Raw genomic sequence first — 25,563 nt, 5'->3', positions numbered from 1 at the left:
GTTGCAATACCGCAAAGCCGTCGCCTAATATCAATCAATAAAGGTGAGCAAAGTCTCTCTTGGCCCAGGCCGAAATCTGTGCCGTTTTATATGACGACGGACAGGTCACACCACCGAGAATAGCGGCCTCTCCGCTTATATTGACTTCACCTTTTAGCAGGTTGGGTTCGATCCGTTTGCGGAATTCTGGGTTCCATTCCCATGTACCTTTAAGTTTCGCCTTCTGGTTGACGATAATATCCGCGACTTGCCCGCTCAGCCCTGGAATGGAGAGGGTTGCGCCCTCGCGAATGCGGATCTCGACGACGCTGGAGGCTTGCAGCTGCTCAAGCTGCGAAAACGGATCGGACTTGCCCGTCAGTCGCTCGCCATTAATCAGAATATTGGCTCCGCCCTGTCCCAGCCCACGGCGGTTGGTATCGCCCTGTTGGATCTGAAACCCTGGAATACGCGAGACCATGTCGAGCGCTGTGCGCGGTACGTAGGTTGCGAAATAACTCGCGGGATAAACATCCCGACTGTCAGTCGCGTTCGATGTGGGGACTGCGATTGGGGTCGCAGCCCCCTCTGCCACCGCGGAGTCATCCGCTAGGGTATCGGTGACTTGTCGGGCGGCAAAAGCCGGTTGGGTGAGGGCTGTCGTTAGGCAAAGGGAGACCATCGCCGCGAGACGCGGATTATAAATTCTGCGCATGAGGAAGGCCTATTTGTTAGGGGTGTGTTCGTAAGTACCGACAGATATTTCTCTGTCTTTTTCATCTCCGGGCCCGGACATCGACAGGCTCATCAAATCTGGTTTGAGCTTGAGGACTATGGAGTTGTCTAAATCCAATCCGGCGGACTTGAGCATTTTGGCGTAGCGTTTGGCTTGGGCTTTACTGCCTGTCTTACCATCGACTTCAAGCGAGTCTCCGCACAGTGCGAGCGTCACCGACCGATCGCCCGCCCGAATAAAACCATCTTCGATGAGCGCGTTCATGACTTTCGTTCGAAACGAATCCACATCTAATTTACGGCCATTAATGATCACAGTGTTTCCAGGCTCATCGCTGTTAACCGTGACAGTGTGCTTGCTGTGACTAGAGGAGCGGGTCTCATGCTGCGTCGCCATCTCATGCGCCCGTTCGGCTTGTCGTTCGGCCAGCCGTTCAGCGCGTTCTTGAGCCCGGTCTGCTTGTTGTTCAGCCCGATCTCTGGCCCGCTCAGCGCGATCTTCGGCACGTTCAGCCTCACCCTGGGCTCGTTCGGCGCGGTCCATCGCGCGCTCTTGTTCGTCTTGAGCCCGCAATCGAGCCTCGACCTGTAGTAAGACGCGCGCTTTGATTACGTCACCTTTCGCATCAACCGCATCACCATCAATATAAATTCCGGGTTTCAACTCTGAGAGATCGCCCAATTTTGCGAGTTCACTTAAATCTGCCAGCTGGCTTAATTCAGCCAACTCACTAATATCAAAATGTGCGGCTTGTTCGCCAAATTGCTCACCCCAAACCTCCATTTCTTCACCCCACGCCTCCATCTTGTCTTCCCAGTCCCCTTCGAAACGACGCTCGACCTCTTCGCCCCAAACTTCCATCTGTTCGCCCCATGACTCCATAGCCGCTTCAAAAGCGTCCTTACTGTCATAGTCGCCGAAAACGGGCATCGGAACAGCGGGCAGTTCGGGCGTTGCGGGGACAGCGGGCATGACTGGCATGACGGGCAAAGGCGGGAGGCTCGTCGCATTCGCCGCATAGATGCGAGATTGGCCCTCTGGTTTCGCCCGAACAATTGTATCGGGGATCGACGCTTCCGGGGCGACCGGGATGGCGGGGGGATGCGGATGCGCCATCGACACTGTACTGCACGCCGCCGTGCCTAATAAGAGAGCGGACACCGCCGCCGCCGTCAAGCGGCTGGACGTGCTGCGAGACGCCGGGCGACCCATGAGGCGATTTAATCGGGTCAATAACGGCCCCCCATCAGCGGCCATGGCCATTGCGGGCGCATTACTGCCGAGACGGAGCGCGGCCAATCCACGGACCAAATCACTGGGGCTTCCTGAGACAGTCACCGCGATATCGTCACAGGCCTCTTCCCGATCTTCGTCGATTTGACGCGAAATCATGATCACGGCGGGATTAAAATAGAGCACCGTGCGGATCGCTGTTTGGATCAAACCGAACAGGAAATCATGACGTCGGATATGGGCTAACTCATGGAGTAAGATCGCTTCAATTTGTGCTGGAGGTAAGGCCGTCAAAAATCCAACCGGCACGAGCACGATCGGGCGCAGGGCACCCAGCGTCATCGGGCCGCTGACATGGTCTGACACAAACAGGCGCACACGTTCATGCGTCCGGCTACGTTTAATCAGCGCCGTGAAACGCGTTGTCCAATCCGCGTCCGGCGCATGCAATCCGCGCGTCGCCAACCAACGGGTGGTGGCATAGGCGCGGTAAGCTTGTAGGCTTAAAAACGCGAAACCAACAGCCCAGCCCATCCCAAGCCAAGGCACTAACGCCTCAGAAAGAGCCGCCTGACCGAGGGGCATTGGCAACACGCTAATCGAAAGGGTCAGTTCTTTAGCAGCTTCCGCGTCAGGTCCGCTCGAAAATTCGACAGGGACCCAGCTTTGGGCCCGGTTAAATGTCAGGATCATAAAGGTGGCGAGAAAGGCGACGAACGTCGAGACAAGCCCGGCCATCCCGGCGAGATAGCGCAGCCAAGCGTGTCGATCTGTGGCCAAAGTCCGAACCGCCCAGACAAGAAAGCCAATCACGGCCCCCTGCCAAAGACTATGCAAGATGGCCCATCCCAGAGCGTCCCAAAGTGCGGTGATGTTCAGCGTCATTCTCTCGTCCCCTTAATCAGTCTTTGTCGCGACGGTCGCCTGGCACGGGCGTCGGACGAATTTACGTCAATTATTCTGTGTCTAACGAATTTAGAAATTCGCGGATTTTTTCGATATCATCCGGGCTGGCTTTATCGGTCCCGAGCGCATGCATCACGAGGTCTGGCACGGAGCCTTCAAAGGCCGTCTTGACAAAGCGATCAAACAGGCCTGATTTCGTATCCGTCTCATTGACAGCCGCACTGTAATCATAGGATTTGCCTTCGCCCCGCGCACGGGACACCAAGCCTTTATCGTGCATCCGCTGGATTTGTTTTAAAGTCGTTGTGTAGCCCACGGATTTGGTCTGGCTTAGCGCGTGGTGAATGGCTTTCACGCTGCAAGGCTGGCGTTCCCAAAGCACTTGAAGAATGGCCGTTTCTGCCGGTGATGGTTTTGCAATCTGTGTCATAGGTCTTTATTGAACGACAGATGTCGTTAAGTAAAGATCAAAACGACACCTGTCGTCAATTTAATGTTGGATAGATTATAGGGCGCGTCGGGGACGTAACTAAGTCGCCCGATCCAGACGTTAGAGCGTGTGCAAAGACAATATAGCTTAGGCCACGCCTCTTTTCATCACGACCTCTAGTGGACGCTCTGGCAAGGTTTCAGATACCGACTTATTAAGCACAACGGCCGCGAGCGGTAGCGCGACACAAAACAGTGAGCCCTTCCCCGGTTCTGATGTGACGCTGATCTCGCCCCCAAATAAATCGGTCAGTTCCCGACAGATTGCGAGGCCAAGGCCGGACCCTCGGACAGTATTGGTTTGACCATCTTGCGCTTGCTCAAAACGCTGGAATATTTTGGCTTGCCGATCCGGCGTAATCCCGATTCCGCTGTCTTGGACAAAAAAGTTCATCCACCATCGTCCGTTTTGCATATCCAACGCGCGCATCGACACGGTGACATAACCTGTATCGGTAAACTTGATGGCATTGTTGATGAGATTGCTGATGATCTGACGCAATCGACCGTGATCCCCCGTGAACATCGCGGGCAATCCCGGTTCAATGATGACATTGAGTTCTATATTTTTTGCGTTGGCATTGGCCTGATACAGAGCATTGATCGACTCTAACATTTTCGCGGGATTAAAGGCCGTTTCAGTTAAGGCAATCTTATCCGCTTCGAGCCGCGACAAATCGAGAATATCGTCGATCACGACAATCATCCCCTTGCCGCAGTCATCAACGATCTCCGCATAATTGCGCTGCATATCATTGAGGTTCGTGCGCAGAAGTAGCTGGTTCATCCCCAACACACCGTTCAAAGGCGTGCGTAATTCATGACTCATATCCGCAAGAAATTGAGTCTTAGCGGCTTCCGCTTTCTGCGCGATATCAAGGTTAAATTCTAACTTTTGAAACAGCTTAGTCATTGAATACGACATCAATCCTAAAACGAGACCGCATAGCGTAATCGCGATCAAGGCCTGAATAGTCCGCTGAGAGTTGCGTAGCGCGATATAGTCTGGATTTGACATCACAGAAAGGTCCGCTTGGCCCGAGTTTATATAAAGACAAATCACCATCAAGGACGCCGAAAGGCAATAGAAGATGAGCGACCGTCGCGATCCAAGTAGCGCAATCAAGACTGTCCCAGCGATCATAATAGGCAATAGTGCCGAGTTAATCCCAACATTTGTCGGTAACGAGGTGCCGCCAACACCGAGTAAGATAATAACGCCCCATAGCGCGGAAAAGAAGTCGAAGTTCGCGTGATACCGCAAGCTAAGCGCGGACCCGATAAAGATGCTAACCGCCACCAGAAGTAATGTGTGATCCAAGATCCAGCCGCCATAGGCAAAATACATTTGGACAAAATTCGCGAGCTGAACGACAAAGAAACCTAAGGCCGCGACATAGACTGTTCGCGCCTTGAACATGTCCGACGCACTCGTCAGACGCTCAAGCCGCAGGAACGTTTCCCACCTTCTAATTACGTTTTTCATCAACGGCCCAACCGATTTCACTGTCGCCTAACGCGAAACCCTTGCCGATTTATTTATAGGTTGAACATTTGTTGAAGAACATCGGGGCAAACCGGCGTCCCAGAGGCCTGCGTTACGCTGGCAGTAAGGGAGCGACACGGGCTTCCCAAACTGTGGAATTCGTCTATCAAACAGGCATGCTTTCCGTCCTCGACATTTTCCGGATCGGCGTCGGCCCGTCCTCCTCCCACACAGTAGGACCAATGCGTATTGCGGCGCGCTATCGATCCCGATTAGACAAGAAGGGGCTTCGCCCTGACCAGCTCGAAATCATCTTTCGCGGCAGCCTCGCGTTCACCGGGGCCGGACACGGCACGTTTCGCGCGGCGAAACTCGGTCTTCTCGGTTTCAAACCAGAAACCATCAAAATGGACGTCGCCGAAGCCGCGCTCGACGCTCTGGACAAAGCCGATGCGCTGCCCGACGGAACACACGTAAAAATTACCATCGATTACGAAACACCGACGCGCCTTCACCCCAATGAAATGGTGATCCTCGCGAGCCTCAACGGGGAACCGCTCGACCAGCGGACCTATTATTCAACGGGCGGCGGCTTTATCGCCAGCCACGCGCAACTTTCGCGTCCGGTTAAGAACGACTTTATCCGTGTCGGCGTACCCAGCCCGCACCCCTTCCCCTCCGCCGCTGAACTGCTCGCCATTTGCGCGCGCGAAGATAAATCCATTGCCGAGATTGTCCTCGCCAATGAGGACGCCAAACGCCCACGCGCCAAGACCCTCAAAAATCTCGACCATATTGCCGCCGTGATGATGCAAAGCATTGGACGGGGTCTGACCGCCACGGGGCTGTTGCCCGGCTCCCTCAAAGTCACGCGCCGCGCATCCGGGCTGTGGAATAAACTAACCAGCGCCCCCCCGAATGAGCGCGAAGCCTTGTTCGACTGGCTCAATGTCTATGCCATGGCCGTGAATGAGGAAAATGCGGCGGGCGGCCAAGTCGTCACCGCGCCGACCAATGGTGCTGCCGGTATCATTCCCTCCATTATCCGCCACTACTGTCATGATGAGGACGGCACGATGCAAGTGGATCAAACCCGGCGCTTCCTGCTGACGGCAGGCGGGATCGGGCTGCTCTATAAACAACGGGCCAGCATCTCTGGCGCGGAAATGGGCTGCCAAGGCGAAGTTGGCGTCGCTTGCTCTATGGCGGCAGGCGGGCTCTGCGCGGTGTGGGGCGGAACGCCCGAACAAGTTGCCAGCGCCGCCGAAATTGGCATGGAACATAATCTCGGCTTGACCTGCGACCCCGTCGGCGGCCTCGTCCAAATCCCTTGCATTGAGCGCAACGCCATCGGCGCCGTCAAAGCCGCCAACGCCGCGCGCCTCGCGCTACACGCGCCCGGCCAAATGATTGTCAGCCTCGACGCGGTCATCGAAACCATGCGCCAGACCGGGCTGGATATGAGCAGCAAATATAAAGAGACCAGTCAGGGCGGTCTCGCGGTCAATGTGATTGAGTGTTAAGAGAAAGCACAGCCGTATTAGCGCAGGCTGAGGGCCATACTACTCAAGAGGGGCCGTCAATCTCGGCATAGAAAACACGAACCGGATTAAGTTATCGTCGCATTGAATTTCCATTTGGCCAGAATGCGCCTTTGCAACTTGTGATACGATAAATAAGCCAAGACCTAGACCATTTTTCTTTGTCTTGCCCTGCCCTTGGACAAAGGGCTCAAATAAGGTCGCTTGAACATTTTCAGGAATGGCTTCGCCATTGTTTTCGACGTATAACTTAAAGCTATCTTGTGTTGTCAGCCCTGTGACAGTCACAATCCCGGCCTCATCTCCGTGACGATGCGCATTGGACAGAAGGTTCGCAAGGAGCTGTGAAAGACGGGGCAAATCGACTTCGACAGGATGATCAATCGTCCAGTTCGAGACAAAGTCCCGTGTTGGTGAGGCCGTGCGTATTTCATTGACGAGCTTTTCAAGCTCCGCCCCTAGTGACGCGACAGCGACACGCTCAATTTCCATCTCAGCGCCCACTCGTCCTTTGGCCATATCGAGCAAATCATCGACCAAGTTCAATGCGCGGTTAGCGCTAGATTTGATCCCATCCACGACAAATTGGCGTTTATTTACAAGCGTCTTATTGTGCTCATCGTCGCGCCCCCCTTGACCTAAACGGTCGAGCAAACTCGCCCCTGACAAGATCGCAGAGAGTGGATTTCGTAAGTCGTGGCCCAGCAGGGCAATGAAACGCTCACGAAATACCGCGATCTCTTGTTCCCGCGCCGCTGTTGATTTCGCCATGTTTTTTGCATCCAAAAGCGCGCGCTCATAGGTTCGGCGATCAATCGCTTTAAATAAAGCGATTTGCGTCGAAATATGAGTGCCGTTAGGGCTGCGCTGCTCCTTTGTATTGGCCATAAAGGGCACGCGATCGCCCTGCGCATTGACCAAATCAAAGGCTAATTCCTCAACGCGCCCCTCCATTCGCAGCATCGGTCGCACATGTGTCTCGAACGCGATTCTGCCGCCAAAATTTAACAGCTCTGAAAATTTTTTTCCTACAAGCGCAGTGCGGGGCATATCCAACCATTCAGCCATTGTCGCATTGGCCTCGAGAATGATGTCGTTCGGGCCGACAAGAATGATGCCACACGGAAAGTTTTCAAAGAAATCTGCGTCCCTTTCATTCAGAGACGTATCACCGTGAGTGTCATTCATCATGGGCGAGATCATCTAATAGGAAGTCACGAATGGCCGCAATAACTTCGTCAGGTGCACTCAAATTTGGGCAATGACCCGTTGCGTCTAACAAGCGAAAAACGCTGTTAGGCAACTTATCGTGTACATATTTTCCGACAGATTCAGGGGCGATAATATCGTCTCGACATTGCAAGACCAGCGATCGGGTTTGGACGTTCGGCAGAATATCGCGTGTATCGGACAAAAATGTTACGCGGGCAAAATCCTGCGCTACCTGCGGGTCGGTGGCGCAGAAACTTTTCGTAAGCTGCTGACCCAATTCCGGGCGGTCAGAATTACCCATAATCTGCGGGGCCATAGCTTCCGACCAACCAAAGTGGTTGGCATCTAAAAATTCCAACATTTCGTCAATTTGCACGTGAGTGAAGCCGCCAGAATAGGTGTCGTCCGAAAGATAGTAAGGGGATGGGCCCACCATTATGATGTCAGAAAACATGTCCGGCGCCGCAGTGCATGCGAGCGCGCCAATCATCGAACTGACAGAATGACCGACGAAGACGGCGTTTGTCAGAGACAATTCACGGCCCAAATTCACAACGTCCTGAGCGTAAGCATCAAGATTAGCATAATGCTCAGAGTCATAAGCAGAGAGATCAGATCCACCAAAACCGACGTAATCAAATAGAACGGTCCGATAGTCGTTCACGAGCCCATCTGCGACTGGTCGCCACATATTCTGATCACAGCCATAACCGTGCGCAAAGACTAGCGTACGGTCGCCTGCCCCTTGAATATTAACGTTGTGTCGTTGTTTGAGCATCCGATCATCCTACTAGGTCGTGAAACAGGGTTTATCAAGATGTATGAAAGCGTGCTTGGGCAAGCGAAAACTTGCCGTCGGCTGCAAACCCACTCAACTCCATCCCCGCTTATCCCACCCTATCTTCACTCCCATTCCCGGCAGGCACGAGGAGGTGTACGATCCTTGAACGTCGGGAATGGAAGTGAGGGCTTGGCGGTTTGAGTGTGACGAAGCTAGTTGATCTGGGAGATCAAATAGCGAGGAACCGAACGGTTTACCGTTCGGTCTTAATCACACCTATCCCATCGCTGGATAAGCCCTGCGCCTCGTCCCACTTTTGGCTATGACTGGCTGTTTGCCGCCTCCTTGATGAGCGGTCGTAGGATGAGGCGTGGGCGTTATGAACGGGATCAAAATCTGGCCCCACATCGTGGACTATACGCGCGGCGATCTCGCCTATGACAATGTCCCCAAAGCCTCCGTCAGCGCCGCGCTTATCATGTCCATAGACACAGGTTTTGCTAAGACACGACACTCTTTTAAACTGTCGATATCGGTCGCAGAACTATCGCCGGACAGAAACAGGACCGGGACAGACGCCTCCATGAGCGCGATCGCGAGTTGCTCACTGGTGCCGCCCCGAATGTTGAAATCAAGGATGGCGACATCCGGCAAACCGCTCTTGATGAGATCGAACGCTTGGTCCGCCGTTGGCGCAGGCCCCATGACCTCCCAACCCAAATCGGACAGGCTCATTTCCAGATCCATCGCGATTATAGCGTCGTCTTCGACCAGAAGAATTTTATTCTGATTACCCATGATCAAAATCTTTCGGTAAAATCACAGTCGCTACCACGCCCTCTGCACGGTAATCGACGTCTACGCTGCCCCCGAGGGAAAATTCAATCGATTGTTTAATCAAACGGCTTCCAAATCCTGTGGCGCTTGGAGCTGATACAGGCGGACCGCCAGTCTCCGACCATACGATTTTTACGGTCCCATCCCCTAGGTCCTCGGAGGATATTTTAACGCACCCTCTGTCGCTAGACAACGCGCCATATTTCGCGGCGTTCGTGGCCAATTCATGGAACACGAGACCGATATTATGGGCACATTCGGCCGCGAGCATGGCTTTATCGCCCGTAATTTTGAGGTGGCGTTTATCTTCAATATAAGGGCCCACCTGCCGATCAATCATCGTTCGCAAATCCGCTTTTGCATTGTCAGACCCCATGAGAATTTCATGGGCCGTCGAAATCGCTTTCAAGCGGTCTGTGAATTTTGTTTCAAAGCTGTGTAAATCCTTGGCCGTTCGAATGGTTTGACGCGCCATCGCCTGGATCGATGCAAGCGAGTTTTTAACCCGGTGGTTCAGCTCATCGACTAACAATTGACGGTGGGCTTCGGCCTCTTTCCGCTCGGTTATGTCCATGCCAGAGGGAATAATTTCAACGAGCGTGCCATGCGAGTCAAATCGGGGGGAGAGTTGGAAATCAATCCAAATTTTCTCACCATTATGGATCTGAACTTGGGTGTCGTAGCGTGATCGTATGCCATCATTTGCGTCCGCGATGGCCTGTTTAAGACGTGTTTTAGATTCGTCTGAAAAATTCCACCAATGCGTTTCCCAAAACGGCTTTCCAATGACGTCCGCCCGCGAAACACCGGCAATATCGAGCGCGGGTTGATTAGCTTTTTTCAGTATGCCTTCGGGCGTTAACACCCCGACAAAGGCGACAACATTGTCCAGTATGAGCTGCAGACGCACGGCATTTTCCGCCAGCGCAATTTCAGTTTGCTTACGCGCGGTGACATCGCTGTAGGAGACCGCAAATCCGTCCCCTAATTTGATCGCACTAATCTCTACCCAGAGCGACAGGCCGTCCGCTTCATAAAATGCGGTTTCCCGATAGGGCAGTCCCGTATTGACCACATCAACATAGGCATCAAAAATACCTTGGGTCTTATTGCCCGGCATCATTGTCAGAAGCGTATTCCCGATTAGGTTTGCCGCCGAGTGTCCGGTAATTTCTGTGCCGCGTTCATTCACATATTCCCATTCAAAATCGACAATTTCGTTTTTCTGATTACGCTGTGACTTGAACACTGAGAATCCATCCGGAGACATTTGATACGCCGCTTTTAGGCGGTCTTCCAGCCGGCTCGCCAAGGAGGATAAAAGGCGTTGATCGGTCACGTCCGTTAACGCGACGACCAGCCCTTGTGTCTTATTGTCCGGATTTAGCTCGGGGGCATGATGAATTCTAAATATCCGAGAGCTCCCGTCTGACCTGGGCAACTCAAAATCATATTCGGTCGATTGGCCCGCCAGCGCCTTTTGCAAATAGGGGTCTGCAAGTAAGATAGCCTCTTCCCCCAAAACCTCACGGAGATGCAGACCGAGAATCGTCTCCGGCGTTTCATCAAAGAGAGCCGCATAACTTTTATTGGCGAATGTATAAAATAGATCCGTCGAAAGCGCGGCGATCATGACTGGCGCCATATTGGTGATACGCTTTAGTCTCGTTTCCTGTACCGCCAATTGCCCATGGGACTGGCTTAGTGCATTCACAGCGCGCTCACGCTGTAATTGGGTGGTGATAGCGGCTGAAAATCCTTCAAGCACTTTTATATCCCGCGCGGCCCATTTGCGTGGTTTGCTATCTATGGCGCAAAGACACCCCAACACGAAACCATCAGAATCCCGAACAGGCGTACCAAGATAGGCTTTCACCTCACGCCCCCCGATTGCGAGATCATCCGCCCCTAAAGTCGACTGCCGCGCATCATTAACCTGTAAAAGACGGTTCGAAGTCACGACGTGCTGACTAAACGAGTGATTGAGTGGAACTTGCCCGAGGGCGTCCAAAGGCTTGGCTAACCCTTTCGCGCTCAGATATACGTGTCGATCACCCGCAATAACAGACACAAAAGACAAAGGGACATCGAAGATTTCACAGATCAAGGCCGTAATTTGATTCAAGGCCGGCGTATCTTTGAGCGACAAAAGCTCAGACCACTCAGTCTCGTGAAAATTATTTGGGGCCGCCACTGTAACAGACGACGGCGCCCCAAAGCGTCTTTCAGACACATCACCCAAAAGTCGCTCCCGCGGTGGCCGTCAATATTGTTAGCCGTTACGCAATATCACGCTCTTTTTTCGACAGCAATAACTGTATGTTGCAATCGATCAGTTTGTGTCTTCCGTTAGATCCACCAAGGCCGGAGGGACACGTGTCGACATTCACTGCGCCAAAAAGGGGTTTCTGGAGTGGCGTGTTTTAGCGTGGATGGTTAGAGTTTTACGTCCAGCAAGGCCTGAGTCATATCATACCCACTGTCATCCATCGCGGTCAGGATGTCGTTCCAGTCATCGTCGGATATACCTTCGCCAGAGTAATCTTCCATCAGGAGGGGCAGCGCCGTGATCGCTTCGCTATTAACGGTTCCAGATTGACCCCCGGGACCACCTGCGCCGCCCGGTCCACCACCTTGCCCGCCACCCGGTGGGGGAGGAGGCGGTCCAGATTTCCCAACATTGGCCTGCCCACCAATTTGAGCCGCGTCAAATCCGGAGTCCGCCATCGCGTTGGTTAGGTCTTTTCCAGGTTCTATTCCCAACCCTTTGACCTGTGCGACAATATCCTCAGCGTCTGATTGGGACAGATTGTCAGGGTCATATTGCTCGAGGACTTTGGTCAAACCGCTGAGCTGGTCTTGGGACATCGGCAAGGCCCCGGCTTGTGATTGTGGCGGCGGCATCATGCCAAGGTTGATCGAATTCATCATTGAAGTTTTCCTGTCCCAAGTACGTCTTGAGACGGGTTAGACGGGAACCTTTAATCGCGACTTTAGCTCTTGTATCAGTTTGTAACAGCGCAGCCCGATCACACGGCGTTCACTCAGAGCCGTCCGCAAATGAGGGGTGCCCCCCCTTAAATCCAACGCAACAGTCTGAACAGGCCCATCAAAGCGACGCCGATCACAGAGACGATCGCTGTGACATACCAAAACCCCATATCGCTCTCGACCCACGGCATCCCGCCGACATTGATCCCCATCATGCCGGAGAGCAGACCGAGCGGGAGGAAAACAGCGGCAACGACGGATAAGATCATCATATTTTGATTCATCTGCTCGGCGCGAATATCGGTGAGCTGGTCTTTGACAATCGCGCAGCGTTCGCGGACGGCGTCCAACTCTTCCGCTACCCGGGTGGCTTGGTCGGCAGCGTCTCGCAAGCGGAGCTGATCATTGGCGTCAATCCACGGAAGGGCTTGCTGCGACAGGGTTGTCAGCGCATCTTTTTGGGGCGCAAGGTAGCGGCGCAGCATGATCGCTGCGCGGCGCAACTCAGCCACTTTGCTGCGCGCATTTTCGTGACGATCCCGCGCATCGCCCTCGATCATTTCTTCCAGCTCATCGACCTGTTCATTCATATCGGTGATCGTCGGGCTCATCCGGTCAATAATGGTTAAGGCGAAGGTTGCGATAAAACCGCCGGGCGTTTTAGACACGGTCTGCGTTTGCAACCGCTCCACCATATCGTTGATCGCTTTAAGCGGTTTGCCGTTACAGCTGATAACGCGGCCTTGTTGAATAAAAAAGCGCAGCGGGATCATATCTTCGGGTTCCGCGCCGGGGTTCAGGTTCACCCCGCGCAGATTGATGAGCACATCTTGACCCCTAACGATGGTGCGGGGCCGCGTATCGGCCGCGAGCAATGTGCGTGTCGCGATGACGTCCACGCCTTCATCCGCATCGAACAAGGCCTGCGTCGCAGGGTCATTGCGGTTGAAGTGATACCAGTAATAGCCCTCATCAAGCGGATCGTCGAAATCCTCTTTCGTGGCTGGCGTCGCTTGACCCGAACCGTTGATTTTCCATGCTTGTACAATACCGCTCATAGAGAGAGTTTAGCGCGAAAGACGGGGCACGCATAGCGTCCGATACTAGACAGGATCATTCGAAAGCAGTGTCGCGGGCAACAGACCCCGCAGACTATTGCCGACGAAAATCGCGTCCGCCACCCTGATGTCGTCCACCGTGATATCCGCCTCTTCGGCCTGCCCGCGATCCAACAGTTCCGCGCGCAACACCCCCGGCAACAGCCCCGGTCCACGCGGCGTTAGCAAGCGACCCCCAACTTTGAGAAACAGCGAGGTGAACGACCCCTCTTTCACATGGCCATCCGCGCCCAAGAACAACACCTCAGTCGCCCCGCTAAGCGCGCCGACCCGAGCCCGTTCCCCATCATAGAAGTCACGCTGTGAGGTCTTGATGTCCGTGCGTTGAACCGCAGGCGTGAGCAGGTAGCGAGACAGGGCCAGCGTTATTGGCGTGTCGAAGTCAACCAATGGAGTCTGCGTCATCCGCGTCGTGCCGTCAGCCAGAACATCCACCCGAACGCGCTGCGGCGTCGGCGCGGCCGCAATCTCAGGCAGGGCCGTGCCAAGCCGCGTGGCATGCGCATCCGCACGAACGGGACCGTCCGGCCCCGTCCGGAGTGTTTCAAATTGCGTCGCGGGGTCTGGCGTCCAGATCCCCGCCTTAAGCAGACATTCGCGATATTCGTCCGGCCCATCTGAATCTAGCACCACCCCGCTGCCGACATCATAGCGAATTTGACCCGCGTCCAAGACTGCGGTGCGGATCGCGACAGAAAAACTGGCGTTCCCGTCCGGAGCGATATAGCCCACGGCCCCGCAGTAAGGGCCACGTGGCGCAGCCTCCAGTTCGTGGATAATCTCCATCGCACGGATTTTTGGCGCGCCCGTGACCGACCCACAAGGGAACAGGGCTCGAAAAATATTGGACCAACTGACGCCGTCACGTAGCTCGCCCGTCACTTGGGACGTCATTTGCACCAACGTCGGATAGTCCTCAATCGCGAACAACTCCGGCACTTTGACACTGCCAGGTTCACAGAGGCGGGACAGGTCATTGCGTAGAAGGTCCACGATCATCAGGTTCTCGGCGCGCGACTTCATGTCGAGCGTCATGTCATCTGTCGATGATTTCGGACGTGTGCCTTTCATTGGTCGCATCCGCATAGACGCGCCGCGCCGCTCAAAGAAAAGTTCAGGCGAAAAGCTGATCACGTCCGGTCCGCCCAAACTCACAATCGCGCCGTAGCGCCCCGGTTGTCGGCGGCGAAAGCCTGCATAAAGCGCGGCCGCATCAGCCGAAGTCTCTCCGCGCATGGGGAATGTCAGATTGATCTGATAAGCGTCACCGGCGCGCAAATATTGCGCCACGGCGTCATAGCGGGATAGATAATCGTCCTCTGTCCAATCAGGATGCAACGCAACAAGGGGCGGCGACGCGCGATATAACAAGTCAGCCGGAGGATGGGCCACAGGCGCATCAAATACACCGAGTTTAACCAGTTCCGTGCCCGGCTCCGCGATATACGCGAGTTTAGGCTCTAGCGCCGCCGCGAATTCATAAGCGAACAGCCCGGCGACCCATTTACCGTCCGCGTGCGCTGCACCGATAGCTGAGAATAATGCGTCCACCGGATCACCCAAACGGTGAGTGATGACCGCCACCGGATCCGTGAAGTAATGCTGGCGATGCGTCGCCTGATCGTCGAGCAGGACGAACATGGGACTAAAAGCTGAAGTCCGGAATCAATGCACCCCACATCGCGTTGCGTGTTCGCAAAATATCCGGCGCTTCCGCTGCGAAACAGCGGCGAAAGCTAATTTGCATGCCCGGCGCGATCTGGCCCAACAACCATTGATCAGCCTGAATCACATGCAAACCACGCGCATAGCCGCCCGTACAATGCGCATCGGCCAACGCCAAAATCGGCTGCCCATCAGGCGGGCATTGCAACGTCCCAGGTAGAAGCGGGGAGCTGGTCATGGCAAAGTCGGCCTCTGTCACAATCCGGTCGCCGCGCAGACGCGAGCCCATTCGGTCGGTCGCGGAGGTGGCGATAAACGGCGTGGTGAAAAGATAGCGGCGGCTACACGCTGACAATAAGTCAAATTCGGGTCCGGCGCCCGCACGCAACACCGCATGGCCTGACAGAAACGGGATATAGCCTTTGGGAATGGCGTTGATTGGCCCGCTGGGATCGCCCGCCAAATCTAATTCATCCCCGGCCTTGAGCGCGCGTCCTTCAATTCCGCCCAATGCGGCCGGGAGGTAGGTCGAAACAGAACCTAGAAATTCTGTTGCCGCGATCCCGCCTGCGACAGCAATATAGCTGCGGCAGCCGGCCCGGGCATAGGACAGGGTCAAGATATCGCCTGCCTCAACCCCGACCGCGCGGTTCAAATCAATATTCATGCCATTGATTTGCGCCCACATTTGCGCGCCCGATAAGGCGATTGTCGTGTCCTTCTCAAACCGTAAATGTAGCCCGCCCAACGCGCATTCTAGCGCTGGTGCGTCCCACACATTCCCGACAAGGTGGTTGGCAATGGCAAAGGACAAGCGGTCCGCGGCGCCAGACCTTGGAATACCGAGATGGCGATGACCCGGACGCCCTGCATCCTGCACGGTGGTCTGCGTGCCGCCGTTAAGTACCGTGATCACACTCATATTATGCGTCATTGGGGAACAAACCGGATGCGATCACCGGCCTCCACAAGAAACGGGGCATCCCGTTTTGCGTCAAACATATCAAGATCGGTGCGGCCAATGATCTGCCAACCGCCCGGCGAATCCAGCCCATAAATACCCGTCTGCCAATTGGCGATCCCGACGCTTCCCGCTGGAACGACCGCGCGCGGTGTCGCGTGCCGGGGGTGTTGTAACACCGGATCAACCTCTGACAGAAACGCGAAGCCCGGAATGAACCCCATCATACACACACGGTATTCACGGTCTGAATGAAGGGCGATAACCTCTTGCGGGGTTTTTCCAATCCGTTCAGCCAACGCCGCAAGATCAGGACCCGCCGCGCCGCCGTAGCTGACCGGGATTTCGACGAGGCGACTCTCGCTGGCAACACAAATATCGGAGTCCGCTTGCAGCGCCGTTTTGACCTGCTGCGTGACCTCGTCCAAGGTGAGGTCCTCCGCATCAAAACTGACCACGAGACTGTCATAACCCGGCATGACCTCAGTAAAGATCGGAGTCTTGCGCAGCTGTGCTGCCAGCGCATGAACTTGATCACTCACAGTCGCATTGAACCCCGCAGTGTCCCATTCAACCAGCACGGCATTATCGCCGTAATGTCGGATCAAAGGGGTTATCGCGGTCATGCTGCAAACGCCCGGATTGTGACACCTTCAGCTTCAATCGCCGCGCGCGCCTGCTGCGCTGTCTCGACTGCGCCAGCGCTATCGCCGTGAACACAGAGCGAGCGCGCTTTGATGTCGAGTGTCTTACCAGACGCCGTCACAACTTCGCCTGTTGTTGCTAAGCTGCGGGCTTGGCCCAATCGGTCGTTTTGATCTGAAATCACCGCCCCGGGCTGTTTACGTGAAATCAGATGGCCATCATCCGAATAACGACGATCAATAAAGCCTTCGGCGACAAAAGTGAGACCATGCGCCGCCGCCGCTTTACCCATTTCGGAATTGGGACCGCCAAGCAGGATCAACTTAGGATCAATATCAGCGATTACCCGCGCGATAAGATTAGCTTTGCGCCGATCCCCAACCGCATCATTATAAAGTTGGCCATGCGGTTTAACGTAAGACACCCGCCCGCCTTTATCGTTCGCAATTTCCATTAACCGGACAATTTGGCCTTTTAAACTCTCGGCCAAATCCCCTTCGCCAATATCTTCGCCCAGAACAAGCGAGCGTCGGCCAAAGTTTTCGCGGTCGGGGTAAGCGGGATGCGCGCCGATGATGACGCCGTTCGCCAAAGCTCCAATGACAGTTTTGCGCATGGACGCATCATTGCCGGCATGACCCCCGCAAGCAATATTCGCCGAACTAATGAAGCTCAGAATCGCGGCTTCTGCCGCTTCCCACTCGGGCGTGTCCGCTTCGCCAATGTCGGCATTTAGGTCTATCGTTTTCATGACTGCCGCATATCATGTTGCGCGCAGGAAGGAAGTGCGCAGATAGCGCCGTTTCGGCTGCAAGTTAGCAAACTTCGCCGCATGCCGCGCCACTGGCCCATGCCCATTGAAAATTATGCCCGCCGAGATGGCCTGTCACATCGACCACTTCGCCAATGAAATAGAGACCGGGAACGGACTTCACTTCCATCGTGCGGGACGACAGCGCGTTTGTGCAAACGCCGCCGCGCGTGACTTCAGCCTTGCGATAGCCCTCGCTACCCCCGGGTTTGATACGCCATTCATTGACCTGCAGCGCGAGGTTCATCAGCGCCGTATCCGGCATATCGGCCAGACGATCATAACGACATGAGCTCGCCATATGATTGGCCAACCGCGTTGGTAGACGTTCGCTCAGCCACTGGGCCGGCGACAGCTTTGGCCGCTCAGCGCGGTCCAGTTTGAGAGTTTTAAGCGCGTCTGTTCCGGGCGCAAGATCGACCATCACGGCTTCACCGGGTTCCCAATATGAACTAATCTGTAAAATCGCCGGACCTGATAGCCCCCGATGGGTCAGGAGCAACGGCTCTTCAAATCGGATTCGATCATTCGAGACCGCCGCGTCAACGGCCACACCGGATAAAGCCTTAAGCGGCTCCATCGCCTCATCTGTGAATGACAGCGGCACAAGTGCGGGCACCGTTTCGACCAAATCGAGCCCAAACTGATCCGCCACTTTATAGCCGAACCGTGTTGCGCCCATTTTCGGAATACTCGGCCCCCCCGTCGCGATTACGAGGTTATCGCTCGACAGCGTCTGGGTGGCGGTGGTGACAATGAACCCCTCGCCTAGTTTTGAGACGCCCAAAACCTCGGCGCCCAATCGGATATCGACGCCTGCATCCCGGCATTCCGTGACCAGCATATCAACGATTTGAGTCGATTTCCCCTGACAGAAGAGCTGTCCTTTCGCTTTCTCCTCCCACGCGATTTTATGCTTTTCGACCAAGTCGAGAAAGTCATAAGGCGTGTATCGGGAGAGCGCGCTTTTACAAAAATGGGGATTTTGACTGATAAAATTCTCGTGTGAGGAGAAAAGATGCGTGAAATTACACCGTCCGCCCCCTGAAATGCGAATCTTCTCCCCGGGCTTATCGGCATGATCTATGAGCAGCACTCGGCGTTTGCGTCGCCCCGCAATGATGGCAGCCATCATTCCGGCTGCGCCAGCCCCGATGATTGTCACATCGTAATCGCGTTTCGAATTTACATTCACGTCTGCGCGCTTAGGTAAATGAGTTAACGGTCGCAATCGCTATGCGCGGTTGAGGGTCAGGATGACCCGTCCGGCGCAACGTAACCCCAGTCGGGGTAAGACAGGAAGAAGGTCCCCATGCGGAGACTTATACCAGTCCTTTCGCTCGCCTTACTTTCGGCCTGCGCCAATTTCCCTGAAGAAGTGGACCACTTCAGATTTGCCGCGATGTCGCCCTTGCGCGATTTCAATCTCACGCAAGCGCCTATTCCCGGACAGCTCAACGCGCTCGCGCAGCCATACGGCTTTGCCGATCAGAGCGGCTGCCAAGCCTGGACACAGGAAATCAATGACCTTGAAACGGCGCTCATGACCAATGACGGTCGCCGTGTCGGGTTTCGGCGGGATAGTGAAACCTTTACGGGGCGAACGGGAAACCTTCGCGATTCAGGCATAAAGTCCGCGACGTCACAATTTATCCCGTTCCGTAGCATCGTCCGGCAGGCGAGCGGAGCGTCCCGGTTTGAACAGCGCGCCGAAAACGCGTCGGATCGCGCGCGTTACCGGATCGGCTACCTTGTGGGTTTGGGCCGCTCTCACCGCTGTCCGGGGTTTGGCACGCTCAGCCCCTTTGCGCCGCAACCGCAAGCCCGCACGGCTTGGTCTTATCCGGCCAATTCAAATATTCGATATGCTAATCCAGCGCCCCGGACAGTCGCATCAACTCCGTACGGTACAGTCCAGCGACGGTAATCGCGTCGGTAATGCGTCCATCGACAATGGCCGCAAGCGCGTCCTTCAGCGGAACGAACAAGGCCGTAATATCTTCCGTCCCTTCCAGATCAGACGCCCCGTGGGTCAGTCCGGTCGCCAAGAAAACCTGTCCCCATTCATCCGTCAGCGAATTGGACGTGTGCACATCGAACAGCCACGTCAGGCTGTCTGCCTCGATCCCGGCTTCTTCTTTCAGCTCGCGGCGGGCGGCCATTGCGACGTCTTCGCCTTGCGGCACACCGCCTTCAGGTAATTCCCAACTATAGCGACCCAGCGTGAAACGGGTCTGGCCCACGAGCCAAACGCCCGGCACGCCGTCGCGCACTTCATAGGGAACAACACCGCAGGCGCGGTTATGGAAATGTGTGACGAAATAGGTGGAGTCTTTCCCATCCGGCCCGGTCACAGCATGCGCGTCTAGCCGTGACCACGGATTATCGAACAGAGTCTCGGATGACTTTGTCGTCCACGGGTTCGGGGGGTCTTTGGGAAAAATAGACATGAATGGAGTTTCGGCGGGCTGATAGGAAGGGTGGGCGCAATAATCGGGACCTTGTTCGCCTAACGGAACAGGCCGTCCGGCGCATGATGCCGCTCACGATGGTGTAATGTCGAATGCGTATAAGAGAGTGCGTTGTCGCCCCGAAAAATTATCGTCTGAGATGATGTATAAACGCCGCGCCCCGCCTTCGGGATCACTGAGGGCAATCCCCTCAAAATTATCCACCTTCAGGGGCGAGGCCAATTTAAACGCCACATTCTGGTCGGTAAGTCTAATTTCATTTCGGTTGCCGAGCGTGTCGTTATACGCTCTTAATAAGTATGCTGACCCACTCGCCCCGACTAATTTGAACTGTCTTGGCACGTCAATGGTGACGGTTTGCTCTAAAACACCGCCCACCTGATCAAGGGTCAGGAGTGTCGCCCGGTTATTGATGACGGTTTCATACCCGACCGTGAGACCGCCATCGGGACGAATCCATAAGGCTTCGGCGCCCCCATTGGGTTTTATTGATTGGCCCGCGAGTTGATCCGGCAATTGCGAAACGCGCACGCCGCGCGCCACTCCTTCGCACCCCGCGAGATCAAAGGCTAGCACGCGGTGATTACGCTCAAAGCTCACCATGGCCAGACCCTCACGATAGGCGAGCCCTTCCGCATCAATATTGCGTTTGCGGGATAGTTTTTTACCCTTGGCATCCAACATTTCACTCATCTGGCCGCGCCCATCCGGAGCGCCATTCGCCATGCCAATTGTAAAAAAAGTGCCTCTATCAGAGACGGCCAGTAAATCACCGGTTTCGGTGATATCCAAACCTGACAAGCCGCCAAAATCAGAATTATTTGCGGTTAAGTGCCATCCACCGACAAATGTCACCCCCTGCGGCAGAGCCTGCTCAACATCGTTTGGCGCACCCAATTTAACAGGATCGACGCCAATATCTAATGATGAGAAAGGAAAAACGTCGACGTCGTCGGGGCATGATAAATGGCGCAAATTGGGCGCCATGCGCTCAAAATTCCAAGGGTCAGTGTCCGCTTGTTGCGCGACACTCATAGCTGGACTGAGCGGTATAAAGGCAAAAACCGTTAGAGCGAGGATCTCAGAAAATCGCATGTCATTATCCCTCAAACAGCGGAAAGGGTGATTGGCTTCGACCATTCACAGTCTGAAAACGCCATTCCATACGGATGAGAACTTTACAACGTCCGCCTCATTTTGTGGCTAACCTAAAGCGTCAATTCCCATCGTTTTAAGAATTCGACGGACCACTAAGGTCGGTTCAAATGGCGCAGCTATCTCGGTTGGGAAACACTCTGGCGGGCTGGCAGTGAGGAAGGGATTCGAACCCTCGATACGGGGATACCGTATACACGCTTTCCAGGCGTGCGCCTTCAACCACTCGGCCACCTCACTAGACGCAGCCCGCAGAGCAGGCGGCCCTATAACGACGCTCTGTGTCCGGGGCAAGCGGTGATGGACAGACGAAACTACGTGACTGCGCCAGCCTAACAGCTAAAACCGCCACTATGTTTGCTTATCATTCGATTTCCGGCCCCAACGACACCGCCTTTGTCTTTGCTGACCACGCCTCTAATCACATCCCGGACTGGGTCGGCGATTTTGGTCTTTCAGACGAAGACCTCGCTCGCCATATTGCGTGGGACATTGGCACAGACTGGGTGGCGCGGGCGCTGTGTGAGCAATTGTCTTGCGCCGGATTAATCTGTGGGTTTTCCCGGCTCGTGATTGACGCAAACCGGGACCCCGCTGCCGATGATCTTATCCCACTGTCAACGGACGGCACCGTAATTCCAGGCAATGCAGACCTGTCGATCCCGGAGGCCCAAGAACGAAAACAGCGCCTATATGACGCCTATCACACCGCCTTAGGTGACGCGTTGGATGATCGCCCGGATTGTTTCGCGATCAGTATTCATAGTTTCACGCCGCAATTACGCGGCCACCCTAAGCGTCCCACAGACATTGGCCTCTTGGTCAAAGTCGATAGCGAGACCCCCGTTGCCTTTATTCGGAACATGGCGGAAATCGCACCAGAGTTGCAAGTCGACGTCAACGAGCCCTACTCCGGGTTTGATCTTAACCACACGGTCGATCACAATGTCGTGCCTCGCGGCCTCCGCCATCTTGCGATTGAGCTGCGGCAGGACCACATCAGCACAAAGGCGGATGCGGTGCGTATGGCTGGCAGGCTCGCGCGCGCCATCCGCCCCCTTATTTAACAATCTTACTCCTTGGAGACAGACATGCTCGCCACGATCCAAAACCACCATCTCAATGGCGCCAATATGTTCGGCGATTACCCTGAAGGCTCACAGCAGGTCATCCTTGGCATGGGCTGTTTCTGGGGGGCGGAGCGTATCCTGTGGAAACTGGACGGTGTGCACGTGACTAGCGTCGGCTACGCGGGCGGGACGGACGAAACGCCGGACTATAAACGCGTGTGTTCCGGTCGCACGGGCCATGCGGAGGTTGTTCACGTCGTTTTTGATCCGACAGTCATCACGTTTGAAGAGCTCCTGAAAGTCTACTTTGAGAACCACGACCCGACCCAAGGCAATCGCCAGGGCAATGATGTTGGCTCCCAATATCGCAGTGCGCTTTATGTCTTCTCCGACGAACAGCTTGCCGCCGCGAAAGTCGCCGCCGCGCGCTATGAAGAGGCCTATGGCCGTTCGCTGACCACAGACATCGCGATGGCGCCGACCTATTATCCGGCCGAGGATTACCATCAGCAATATCTGGCGAAAAACCCGCAGGGCTATTGCAACCACGGCCCGACAGGGGTGAGTTGCCCGATTCCACAACGCGTGAGCGTTCCAGCGGAATAAAAAAGTCCGGCGCGATTGCGCCGGACCATTTAATGCGCGTCGTTCCAATTCTTCGCGGCTTGCGCCTCGACATCAATCGGGACTGACAAATGGATCGCCGGCTCATGAGCGTGCTCCATGGCCTGCTTCACCACAGCTATTAGCGCGTCTTCGCGCCCTTCGGGCACTTCGAACACCAGTTCATCATGAACCTGCAACAGCATCCGCGCGCCCTCAACGCCATGGATCGCGTCTGGCATGCGGGTCATGGCGCGGCGCATAATATCGGCGGCGGTCCCTTGGATCGGTGCGTTGATGGCTTGGCGTTCGGCAAAGGCCCGGCGTTGCGGGTTGCGTTCGCGAATGCCCGGAATGTGGCACTTACGCCCGAAGAGATTCGACACATACCCAAGCTCTTTGGCTTCCGCCTTGGTCGCCTCCATATAGGCGCGAATGCCGGGGAACTTCTCAAAATAGGTCTTGATAAACTCCGCAGCTGTGCTGCGATCAACGCCCGTATTATTGGCCAGACCGAACGCAGAAATCCCGTAAATAATGCCGAAATTAATCGCTTTGGCCTGACGCCGAATATCCGGGGTCATGGCGTCGAGTTTAACCCCGAACATTTCCGACGCTGTCAGCGCGTGAATATCGACGCCGTCGGCGAACGCCTGTTTCATGGTCGGCAGGTCCGCCATATGCGCGAGTAACCGTAGCTCAATCTGGCTGTAATCGGCGGCGACCAACAAATGCCCCGGCTCCGCGATAAAGGCATCGCGGATTTTGCGGCCTTCTTCGGTGCGGATGGGAATGTTTTGCAAGTTCGGATCGCTGGAGCTTAGCCGTCCCGTCGTCGTCGCCGCGAGGCTAAAGCTCGTATGCACGCGGTTCGTGCCCGGATTGATCTGCGCCTGCAGCGCGTCCGTATAGGTCGATTTCAGTTTCGAAAACTGCCGCCAATTCAGGATCGTGCGCGGCAGGGCTTCGCCATTATCGGCGAGGTCTTCAAGAATTTCGACGCCTGTCTGCCACGCGCCCGTCTTCGTTTTCTTCCCGCCGGGCAGCCCCATTTTATCGAACAGAATTTCGCCGATTTGTTTCGGGCTGCCGAGATTAAACGGACCTTCCGCCAGTTCGTGCGCTTCGGCTTCCAGTCCCGCCATTTTCTGCGAGAATAGCGCCGACAGACGTGACAGCTCAGCGCGATCAACCTTGATGCCTTCGTTTTCCATCTTGGCGACAACATGCGGCATGTCGCGGTCAATGGATTCGTAAACCCGCGTCACATGTCCAGCGGCGAGTTTCGGCTTAAGGAACTTCCACAAGCGCAAGGTCACATCGGCGTCCTCAGATGCGTAGCGGGTCGCATCCTCCAACCCGATCATATCAAAGGTTTTCTGGTTTTTGCCTGTGCCTGCAATCTCTTTGAACGGTACGGGACTATGACCGAAATGGGTTTCCGACAGCGCATCCATGCCGTGACTGTTAATGCCATTATCGAGCGCGTAGCTGATCAACATCGTGTCATCATACGGCGCGGGGTAGAGGTCATGGCGCAAAAACACACCGAGATCATATTTGAAATTCTGTCCAATCTTCAACACCGCCGGATCGTGTAACAGCGGCTCTAACAATTCGAGCGCGCGCGCCATGGGGATTTGATCCGGCACGCCTTCGCCGAGCAAGTCACCCTCCCCCTTATGCGCTAAGGGGACATAGCAGGCTTCATTATCATCTACGGCAAGGCAAACCCCTACAAGGTTAGCGGCGCGGCTATCCAGACCATCGGTTTCCAAATCGACGGCGACGACACCCACTTCAAATCCGCGGCGGATCCAATGGATCAACCTGTCTTCGGTTTGCACACATTCATAGCGCGTCGGGTCGAAGACCGTATTGGGATAGGTCCCGCGTGTCGCCGGGGATACAAAAGCGCCTTGTGTATCAACGGCAGTATCATCGGCGCGAATACCGTCCGATTGACCATCCCCTAAGGCTTGCCGGACCCGCGCCGTTAAGGTGCGAAAACCCATTTCTTCGAGGAAATCAAACAGCACCTCAACGTCCGGATCGGTCACACCCAAGTCTTCCAACGCAACATCCACCGCGACATCCGTCTTGAGGGTCACGAGCTCTTTAGACACGCGCGCCATATCTGCATGTTGGAGCAATTTTTCGCGGCGGCCCTTTTGTTTGATCTCGCCCGCGCGATCTAACAGCGTTTCCAAATCGCCATATTCACCGAGCAAGAGTGCCGCGGTTTTCACGCCAATGCCCGGCACGCCGGGCACATTATCAACGGAATCGCCCGCCAAGGACTGCACATCTATAACCTTGTCCGGCGACACGCCAAATTTCTCTTCGACCTCTTTCGGACCGATATGCCGATTTTTCATCGGATCGAGCATCGAGACCCGGTCCGAGACTAATTGCATCAGGTCTTTATCTGAGCTGAGGATGGTCACGCGCGCCCCGAGCGCTTCCGCCTGCCGGGCGTAAGTCGCAATCAAATCATCGGCCTCAAACCCTTCCAGCTCAATCGCGGGCGCACCGAACGCGCGGGTGGCATCACGGGTCAGCGGGAACTGCGGGATCAAATCTTCCGGCGTTTCGCTCCGGTTGGCTTTGTAAAGGTCGTAAATATCATTGCGGAATGTGATGCTGCCTTTGTCAAAAATGACTGCAAAATGGGTCGGACGGCTGTCATCCTTTTGGTCCTTCAGCATTTTAAACAGCATATTACAAAAACCCGCGACCGCCCCAATCGGCAATCCATCGCGCTTGCGCGTTAATGGCGGCAGGGCGTGAAAAGCGCGAAAGATATAGCCGGACCCGTCCACAAGGACGACGTGAGAGGCTTTGGTAACAGGCGTAGATTGGCTCATGAAGCG

General features: G+C 55.2%; 22 protein-coding genes and 1 tRNA gene. 4 read left to right on the top strand and 19 right to left on the bottom strand.

The window, feature by feature from the left end:
• Positions 1–34: 34 nt before the first annotated feature.
• The 4 genes from IE105_RS12360 to IE105_RS12345 all read right to left on the bottom strand — a co-directional run bounded on the left by IE105_RS12360 (position 35) and on the right by IE105_RS12345 (position 4,829).
• A complete protein-coding gene (locus IE105_RS12360; protein ID WP_189498921.1) occupies positions 35–694 on the bottom strand; it encodes a Plug domain-containing protein in 660 nt (219 codons plus the stop codon).
• A gap of 9 nt (positions 695–703) precedes the next feature.
• Positions 704–2,833: a M56 family metallopeptidase gene (locus IE105_RS12355; RefSeq protein WP_189498919.1), complete on the bottom strand. Its 2,130-nt coding sequence runs from the start codon at positions 2,831–2,833 to the stop codon at positions 704–706.
• A gap of 70 nt (positions 2,834–2,903) precedes the next feature.
• Entirely contained in the window at positions 2,904–3,284 is a 381-nt protein-coding gene (locus IE105_RS12350) for a BlaI/MecI/CopY family transcriptional regulator (protein WP_189498917.1), read from the bottom strand.
• A gap of 147 nt (positions 3,285–3,431) precedes the next feature.
• Positions 3,432–4,829, bottom strand: coding sequence for a sensor histidine kinase (locus tag IE105_RS12345; protein ID WP_189498915.1), 1,398 nt, complete (start codon positions 4,827–4,829; stop codon positions 3,432–3,434).
• Between the two features lie 176 nt (positions 4,830–5,005).
• Here IE105_RS12345 and IE105_RS12340 point away from each other — a divergent pair, with 176 nt between their 5' ends.
• Positions 5,006–6,352, top strand: coding sequence for an L-serine ammonia-lyase (locus tag IE105_RS12340; RefSeq protein WP_189498914.1), 1,347 nt, complete (start codon positions 5,006–5,008; stop codon positions 6,350–6,352).
• Positions 6,353–6,391: 39 nt separating this feature from the next.
• Here the strand turns inward: IE105_RS12340 and IE105_RS12335 are convergent, their stop codons facing one another.
• From IE105_RS12335 to IE105_RS12285, 11 genes are all read right to left on the bottom strand, one after another.
• Positions 6,392–7,561 carry a PAS domain-containing sensor histidine kinase gene (locus tag IE105_RS12335; RefSeq protein WP_189498912.1) on the bottom strand — a complete coding sequence of 390 codons (1,170 nt, stop codon included), beginning with the start codon at positions 7,559–7,561 and terminating at the stop codon, positions 6,392–6,394.
• Positions 7,551–8,360 (bottom strand): alpha/beta fold hydrolase, encoded by an 810-nt coding sequence (locus IE105_RS12330; RefSeq protein WP_189498910.1) that lies wholly within the window; start codon positions 8,358–8,360, stop codon positions 7,551–7,553. The genes IE105_RS12335 and IE105_RS12330 overlap by 11 nt, the downstream gene beginning before the upstream one ends.
• A gap of 438 nt (positions 8,361–8,798) precedes the next feature.
• Positions 8,799–9,161: a response regulator gene (locus IE105_RS12325; protein WP_189498908.1), complete on the bottom strand. Its 363-nt coding sequence runs from the start codon at positions 9,159–9,161 to the stop codon at positions 8,799–8,801.
• On the bottom strand, positions 9,154–11,433 hold the full coding sequence (locus tag IE105_RS12320) for a PAS domain-containing protein (RefSeq protein ID WP_233354141.1): 2,280 nt from the start codon (positions 11,431–11,433) through the stop codon (positions 9,154–9,156). The genes IE105_RS12325 and IE105_RS12320 overlap by 8 nt, the downstream gene beginning before the upstream one ends.
• A gap of 203 nt (positions 11,434–11,636) precedes the next feature.
• The gene (locus IE105_RS12315) at positions 11,637–12,131 is read right to left on the bottom strand and encodes a hypothetical protein (protein WP_189498904.1); all 495 of its coding nucleotides are present in this window, start codon (positions 12,129–12,131) and stop codon (positions 11,637–11,639) included.
• Between the two features lie 146 nt (positions 12,132–12,277).
• Positions 12,278–13,249, bottom strand: a complete 972-nt coding sequence (locus IE105_RS12310) for a zinc transporter ZntB (RefSeq protein WP_189498902.1) — start codon at positions 13,247–13,249, stop codon at positions 12,278–12,280.
• A 45-nt stretch (positions 13,250–13,294) separates the two neighbouring features.
• On the bottom strand, positions 13,295–14,950 hold the full coding sequence (gene pabB, locus IE105_RS12305) for an aminodeoxychorismate synthase component I (RefSeq protein ID WP_189498900.1): 1,656 nt from the start codon (positions 14,948–14,950) through the stop codon (positions 13,295–13,297).
• A 4-nt stretch (positions 14,951–14,954) separates the two neighbouring features.
• Entirely contained in the window at positions 14,955–15,896 is a 942-nt protein-coding gene (locus IE105_RS12300; RefSeq protein WP_189498898.1) for a 5-oxoprolinase subunit C family protein, read from the bottom strand.
• Between the two features lie 8 nt (positions 15,897–15,904).
• Positions 15,905–16,561 (bottom strand): 5-oxoprolinase subunit PxpB, encoded by a 657-nt coding sequence (gene pxpB / locus IE105_RS12295; protein WP_189498896.1) that lies wholly within the window; start codon positions 16,559–16,561, stop codon positions 15,905–15,907.
• Positions 16,558–17,331, bottom strand: coding sequence for a 5-oxoprolinase subunit PxpA (locus IE105_RS12290; RefSeq protein WP_189498894.1), 774 nt, complete (start codon positions 17,329–17,331; stop codon positions 16,558–16,560). Before IE105_RS12290 ends, pxpB begins: the two co-directional genes overlap by 4 nt.
• 64 nt (positions 17,332–17,395) lie before the next feature.
• Positions 17,396–18,586 (bottom strand): BaiN/RdsA family NAD(P)/FAD-dependent oxidoreductase, encoded by a 1,191-nt coding sequence (locus IE105_RS12285; protein WP_233354139.1) that lies wholly within the window; start codon positions 18,584–18,586, stop codon positions 17,396–17,398.
• Positions 18,587–18,703: 117 nt separating this feature from the next.
• On the opposite strand from IE105_RS12285, the gene IE105_RS12280 reads away from it, so the two are divergent.
• On the top strand, positions 18,704–19,318 hold the full coding sequence (locus tag IE105_RS12280) for a hypothetical protein (protein WP_189498892.1): 615 nt from the start codon (positions 18,704–18,706) through the stop codon (positions 19,316–19,318).
• On the opposite strand, the gene IE105_RS12275 is transcribed toward IE105_RS12280, so the two are convergent.
• The 3 genes from IE105_RS12275 to IE105_RS12265 all read right to left on the bottom strand — a co-directional run bounded on the left by IE105_RS12275 (position 19,260) and on the right by IE105_RS12265 (position 21,257).
• Positions 19,260–19,841, bottom strand: a complete 582-nt coding sequence (locus tag IE105_RS12275; protein ID WP_189498891.1) for an NUDIX domain-containing protein — start codon at positions 19,839–19,841, stop codon at positions 19,260–19,262. The genes IE105_RS12280 and IE105_RS12275 overlap by 59 nt on opposite strands.
• Positions 19,842–19,934: 93 nt before the next feature.
• Positions 19,935–20,957, bottom strand: coding sequence for an esterase-like activity of phytase family protein (locus IE105_RS12270; RefSeq protein WP_189498889.1), 1,023 nt, complete (start codon positions 20,955–20,957; stop codon positions 19,935–19,937).
• A gap of 209 nt (positions 20,958–21,166) precedes the next feature.
• Positions 21,167–21,257: transfer RNA gene (locus IE105_RS12265), tRNA-Ser, on the bottom strand.
• A 113-nt stretch (positions 21,258–21,370) separates the two neighbouring features.
• Between IE105_RS12265 and IE105_RS12260 the strand changes: the two genes are divergently transcribed.
• The gene (locus IE105_RS12260) at positions 21,371–22,084 is read left to right on the top strand and encodes an N-formylglutamate amidohydrolase (RefSeq protein WP_189498887.1); all 714 of its coding nucleotides are present in this window, start codon (positions 21,371–21,373) and stop codon (positions 22,082–22,084) included.
• 24 nt (positions 22,085–22,108) lie between these two features.
• Positions 22,109–22,693, top strand: coding sequence for a peptide-methionine (S)-S-oxide reductase MsrA (gene msrA, locus IE105_RS12255; protein WP_189498885.1), 585 nt, complete (start codon positions 22,109–22,111; stop codon positions 22,691–22,693).
• Positions 22,694–22,722: 29 nt separating this feature from the next.
• On the opposite strand, the gene polA is transcribed toward msrA, so the two are convergent.
• Positions 22,723–25,557: a DNA polymerase I gene (gene polA, locus IE105_RS12250; RefSeq protein WP_189498883.1), complete on the bottom strand. Its 2,835-nt coding sequence runs from the start codon at positions 25,555–25,557 to the stop codon at positions 22,723–22,725.
• Between the last annotated feature and the right edge of the window lie 6 nt (positions 25,558–25,563).

Origin of the sequence: Algimonas arctica, from assembly GCF_014652695.1 — a bacterium.
GTDB classification, from domain to species: Bacteria; Pseudomonadota; Alphaproteobacteria; order Caulobacterales; family Maricaulaceae; genus Litorimonas; species Litorimonas arctica.
This window is presented reverse-complemented; position numbering and strand designations above follow the sequence as displayed.

What these genes read in the sequence shown, in the direction of transcription:
- IE105_RS12310 (WP_189498902.1), bottom strand. Translation starts at nt 13,249, where the DNA reads ATGAGCGGTATTGTACAAGCATGGAAAATCAACGGTTCGGGTCAAGCG.
- IE105_RS12290 (WP_189498894.1), bottom strand. Translation starts at nt 17,331, where the DNA reads ATGAAAACGATAGACCTAAATGCCGACATTGGCGAAGCGGACACGCCC.
- IE105_RS12260 (WP_189498887.1), top strand. Translation starts at nt 21,371, where the DNA reads ATGTTTGCTTATCATTCGATTTCCGGCCCCAACGACACCGCCTTTGTC.
- polA (WP_189498883.1), bottom strand. Translation starts at nt 25,557, where the DNA reads ATGAGCCAATCTACGCCTGTTACCAAAGCCTCTCACGTCGTCCTTGTG.
- pabB (WP_189498900.1), bottom strand. Translation starts at nt 14,950, where the DNA reads ATGTTCGTCCTGCTCGACGATCAGGCGACGCATCGCCAGCATTACTTC.
- IE105_RS12360 (WP_189498921.1), bottom strand. Translation starts at nt 694, where the DNA reads ATGCGCAGAATTTATAATCCGCGTCTCGCGGCGATGGTCTCCCTTTGC.
- IE105_RS12335 (WP_189498912.1), bottom strand. Translation starts at nt 7,561, where the DNA reads ATGATGAATGACACTCACGGTGATACGTCTCTGAATGAAAGGGACGCA.
- IE105_RS12275 (WP_189498891.1), bottom strand. Translation starts at nt 19,841, where the DNA reads ATGTCTATTTTTCCCAAAGACCCCCCGAACCCGTGGACGACAAAGTCA.
- IE105_RS12345 (WP_189498915.1), bottom strand. Translation starts at nt 4,829, where the DNA reads ATGAAAAACGTAATTAGAAGGTGGGAAACGTTCCTGCGGCTTGAGCGT.
- IE105_RS12340 (WP_189498914.1), top strand. Translation starts at nt 5,006, where the DNA reads ATGCTTTCCGTCCTCGACATTTTCCGGATCGGCGTCGGCCCGTCCTCC.
- msrA (WP_189498885.1), top strand. Translation starts at nt 22,109, where the DNA reads ATGCTCGCCACGATCCAAAACCACCATCTCAATGGCGCCAATATGTTC.
- IE105_RS12315 (WP_189498904.1), bottom strand. Translation starts at nt 12,131, where the DNA reads ATGATGAATTCGATCAACCTTGGCATGATGCCGCCGCCACAATCACAA.
- IE105_RS12270 (WP_189498889.1), bottom strand. Translation starts at nt 20,957, where the DNA reads ATGCGATTTTCTGAGATCCTCGCTCTAACGGTTTTTGCCTTTATACCG.
- IE105_RS12325 (WP_189498908.1), bottom strand. Translation starts at nt 9,161, where the DNA reads ATGGGTAATCAGAATAAAATTCTTCTGGTCGAAGACGACGCTATAATC.
- pxpB (WP_189498896.1), bottom strand. Translation starts at nt 16,561, where the DNA reads ATGACCGCGATAACCCCTTTGATCCGACATTACGGCGATAATGCCGTG.
- IE105_RS12300 (WP_189498898.1), bottom strand. Translation starts at nt 15,896, where the DNA reads ATGAGTGTGATCACGGTACTTAACGGCGGCACGCAGACCACCGTGCAG.
- IE105_RS12355 (WP_189498919.1), bottom strand. Translation starts at nt 2,833, where the DNA reads ATGACGCTGAACATCACCGCACTTTGGGACGCTCTGGGATGGGCCATC.
- IE105_RS12280 (WP_189498892.1), top strand. Translation starts at nt 18,704, where the DNA reads ATGCGGAGACTTATACCAGTCCTTTCGCTCGCCTTACTTTCGGCCTGC.
- IE105_RS12350 (WP_189498917.1), bottom strand. Translation starts at nt 3,284, where the DNA reads ATGACACAGATTGCAAAACCATCACCGGCAGAAACGGCCATTCTTCAA.
- IE105_RS12330 (WP_189498910.1), bottom strand. Translation starts at nt 8,360, where the DNA reads ATGCTCAAACAACGACACAACGTTAATATTCAAGGGGCAGGCGACCGT.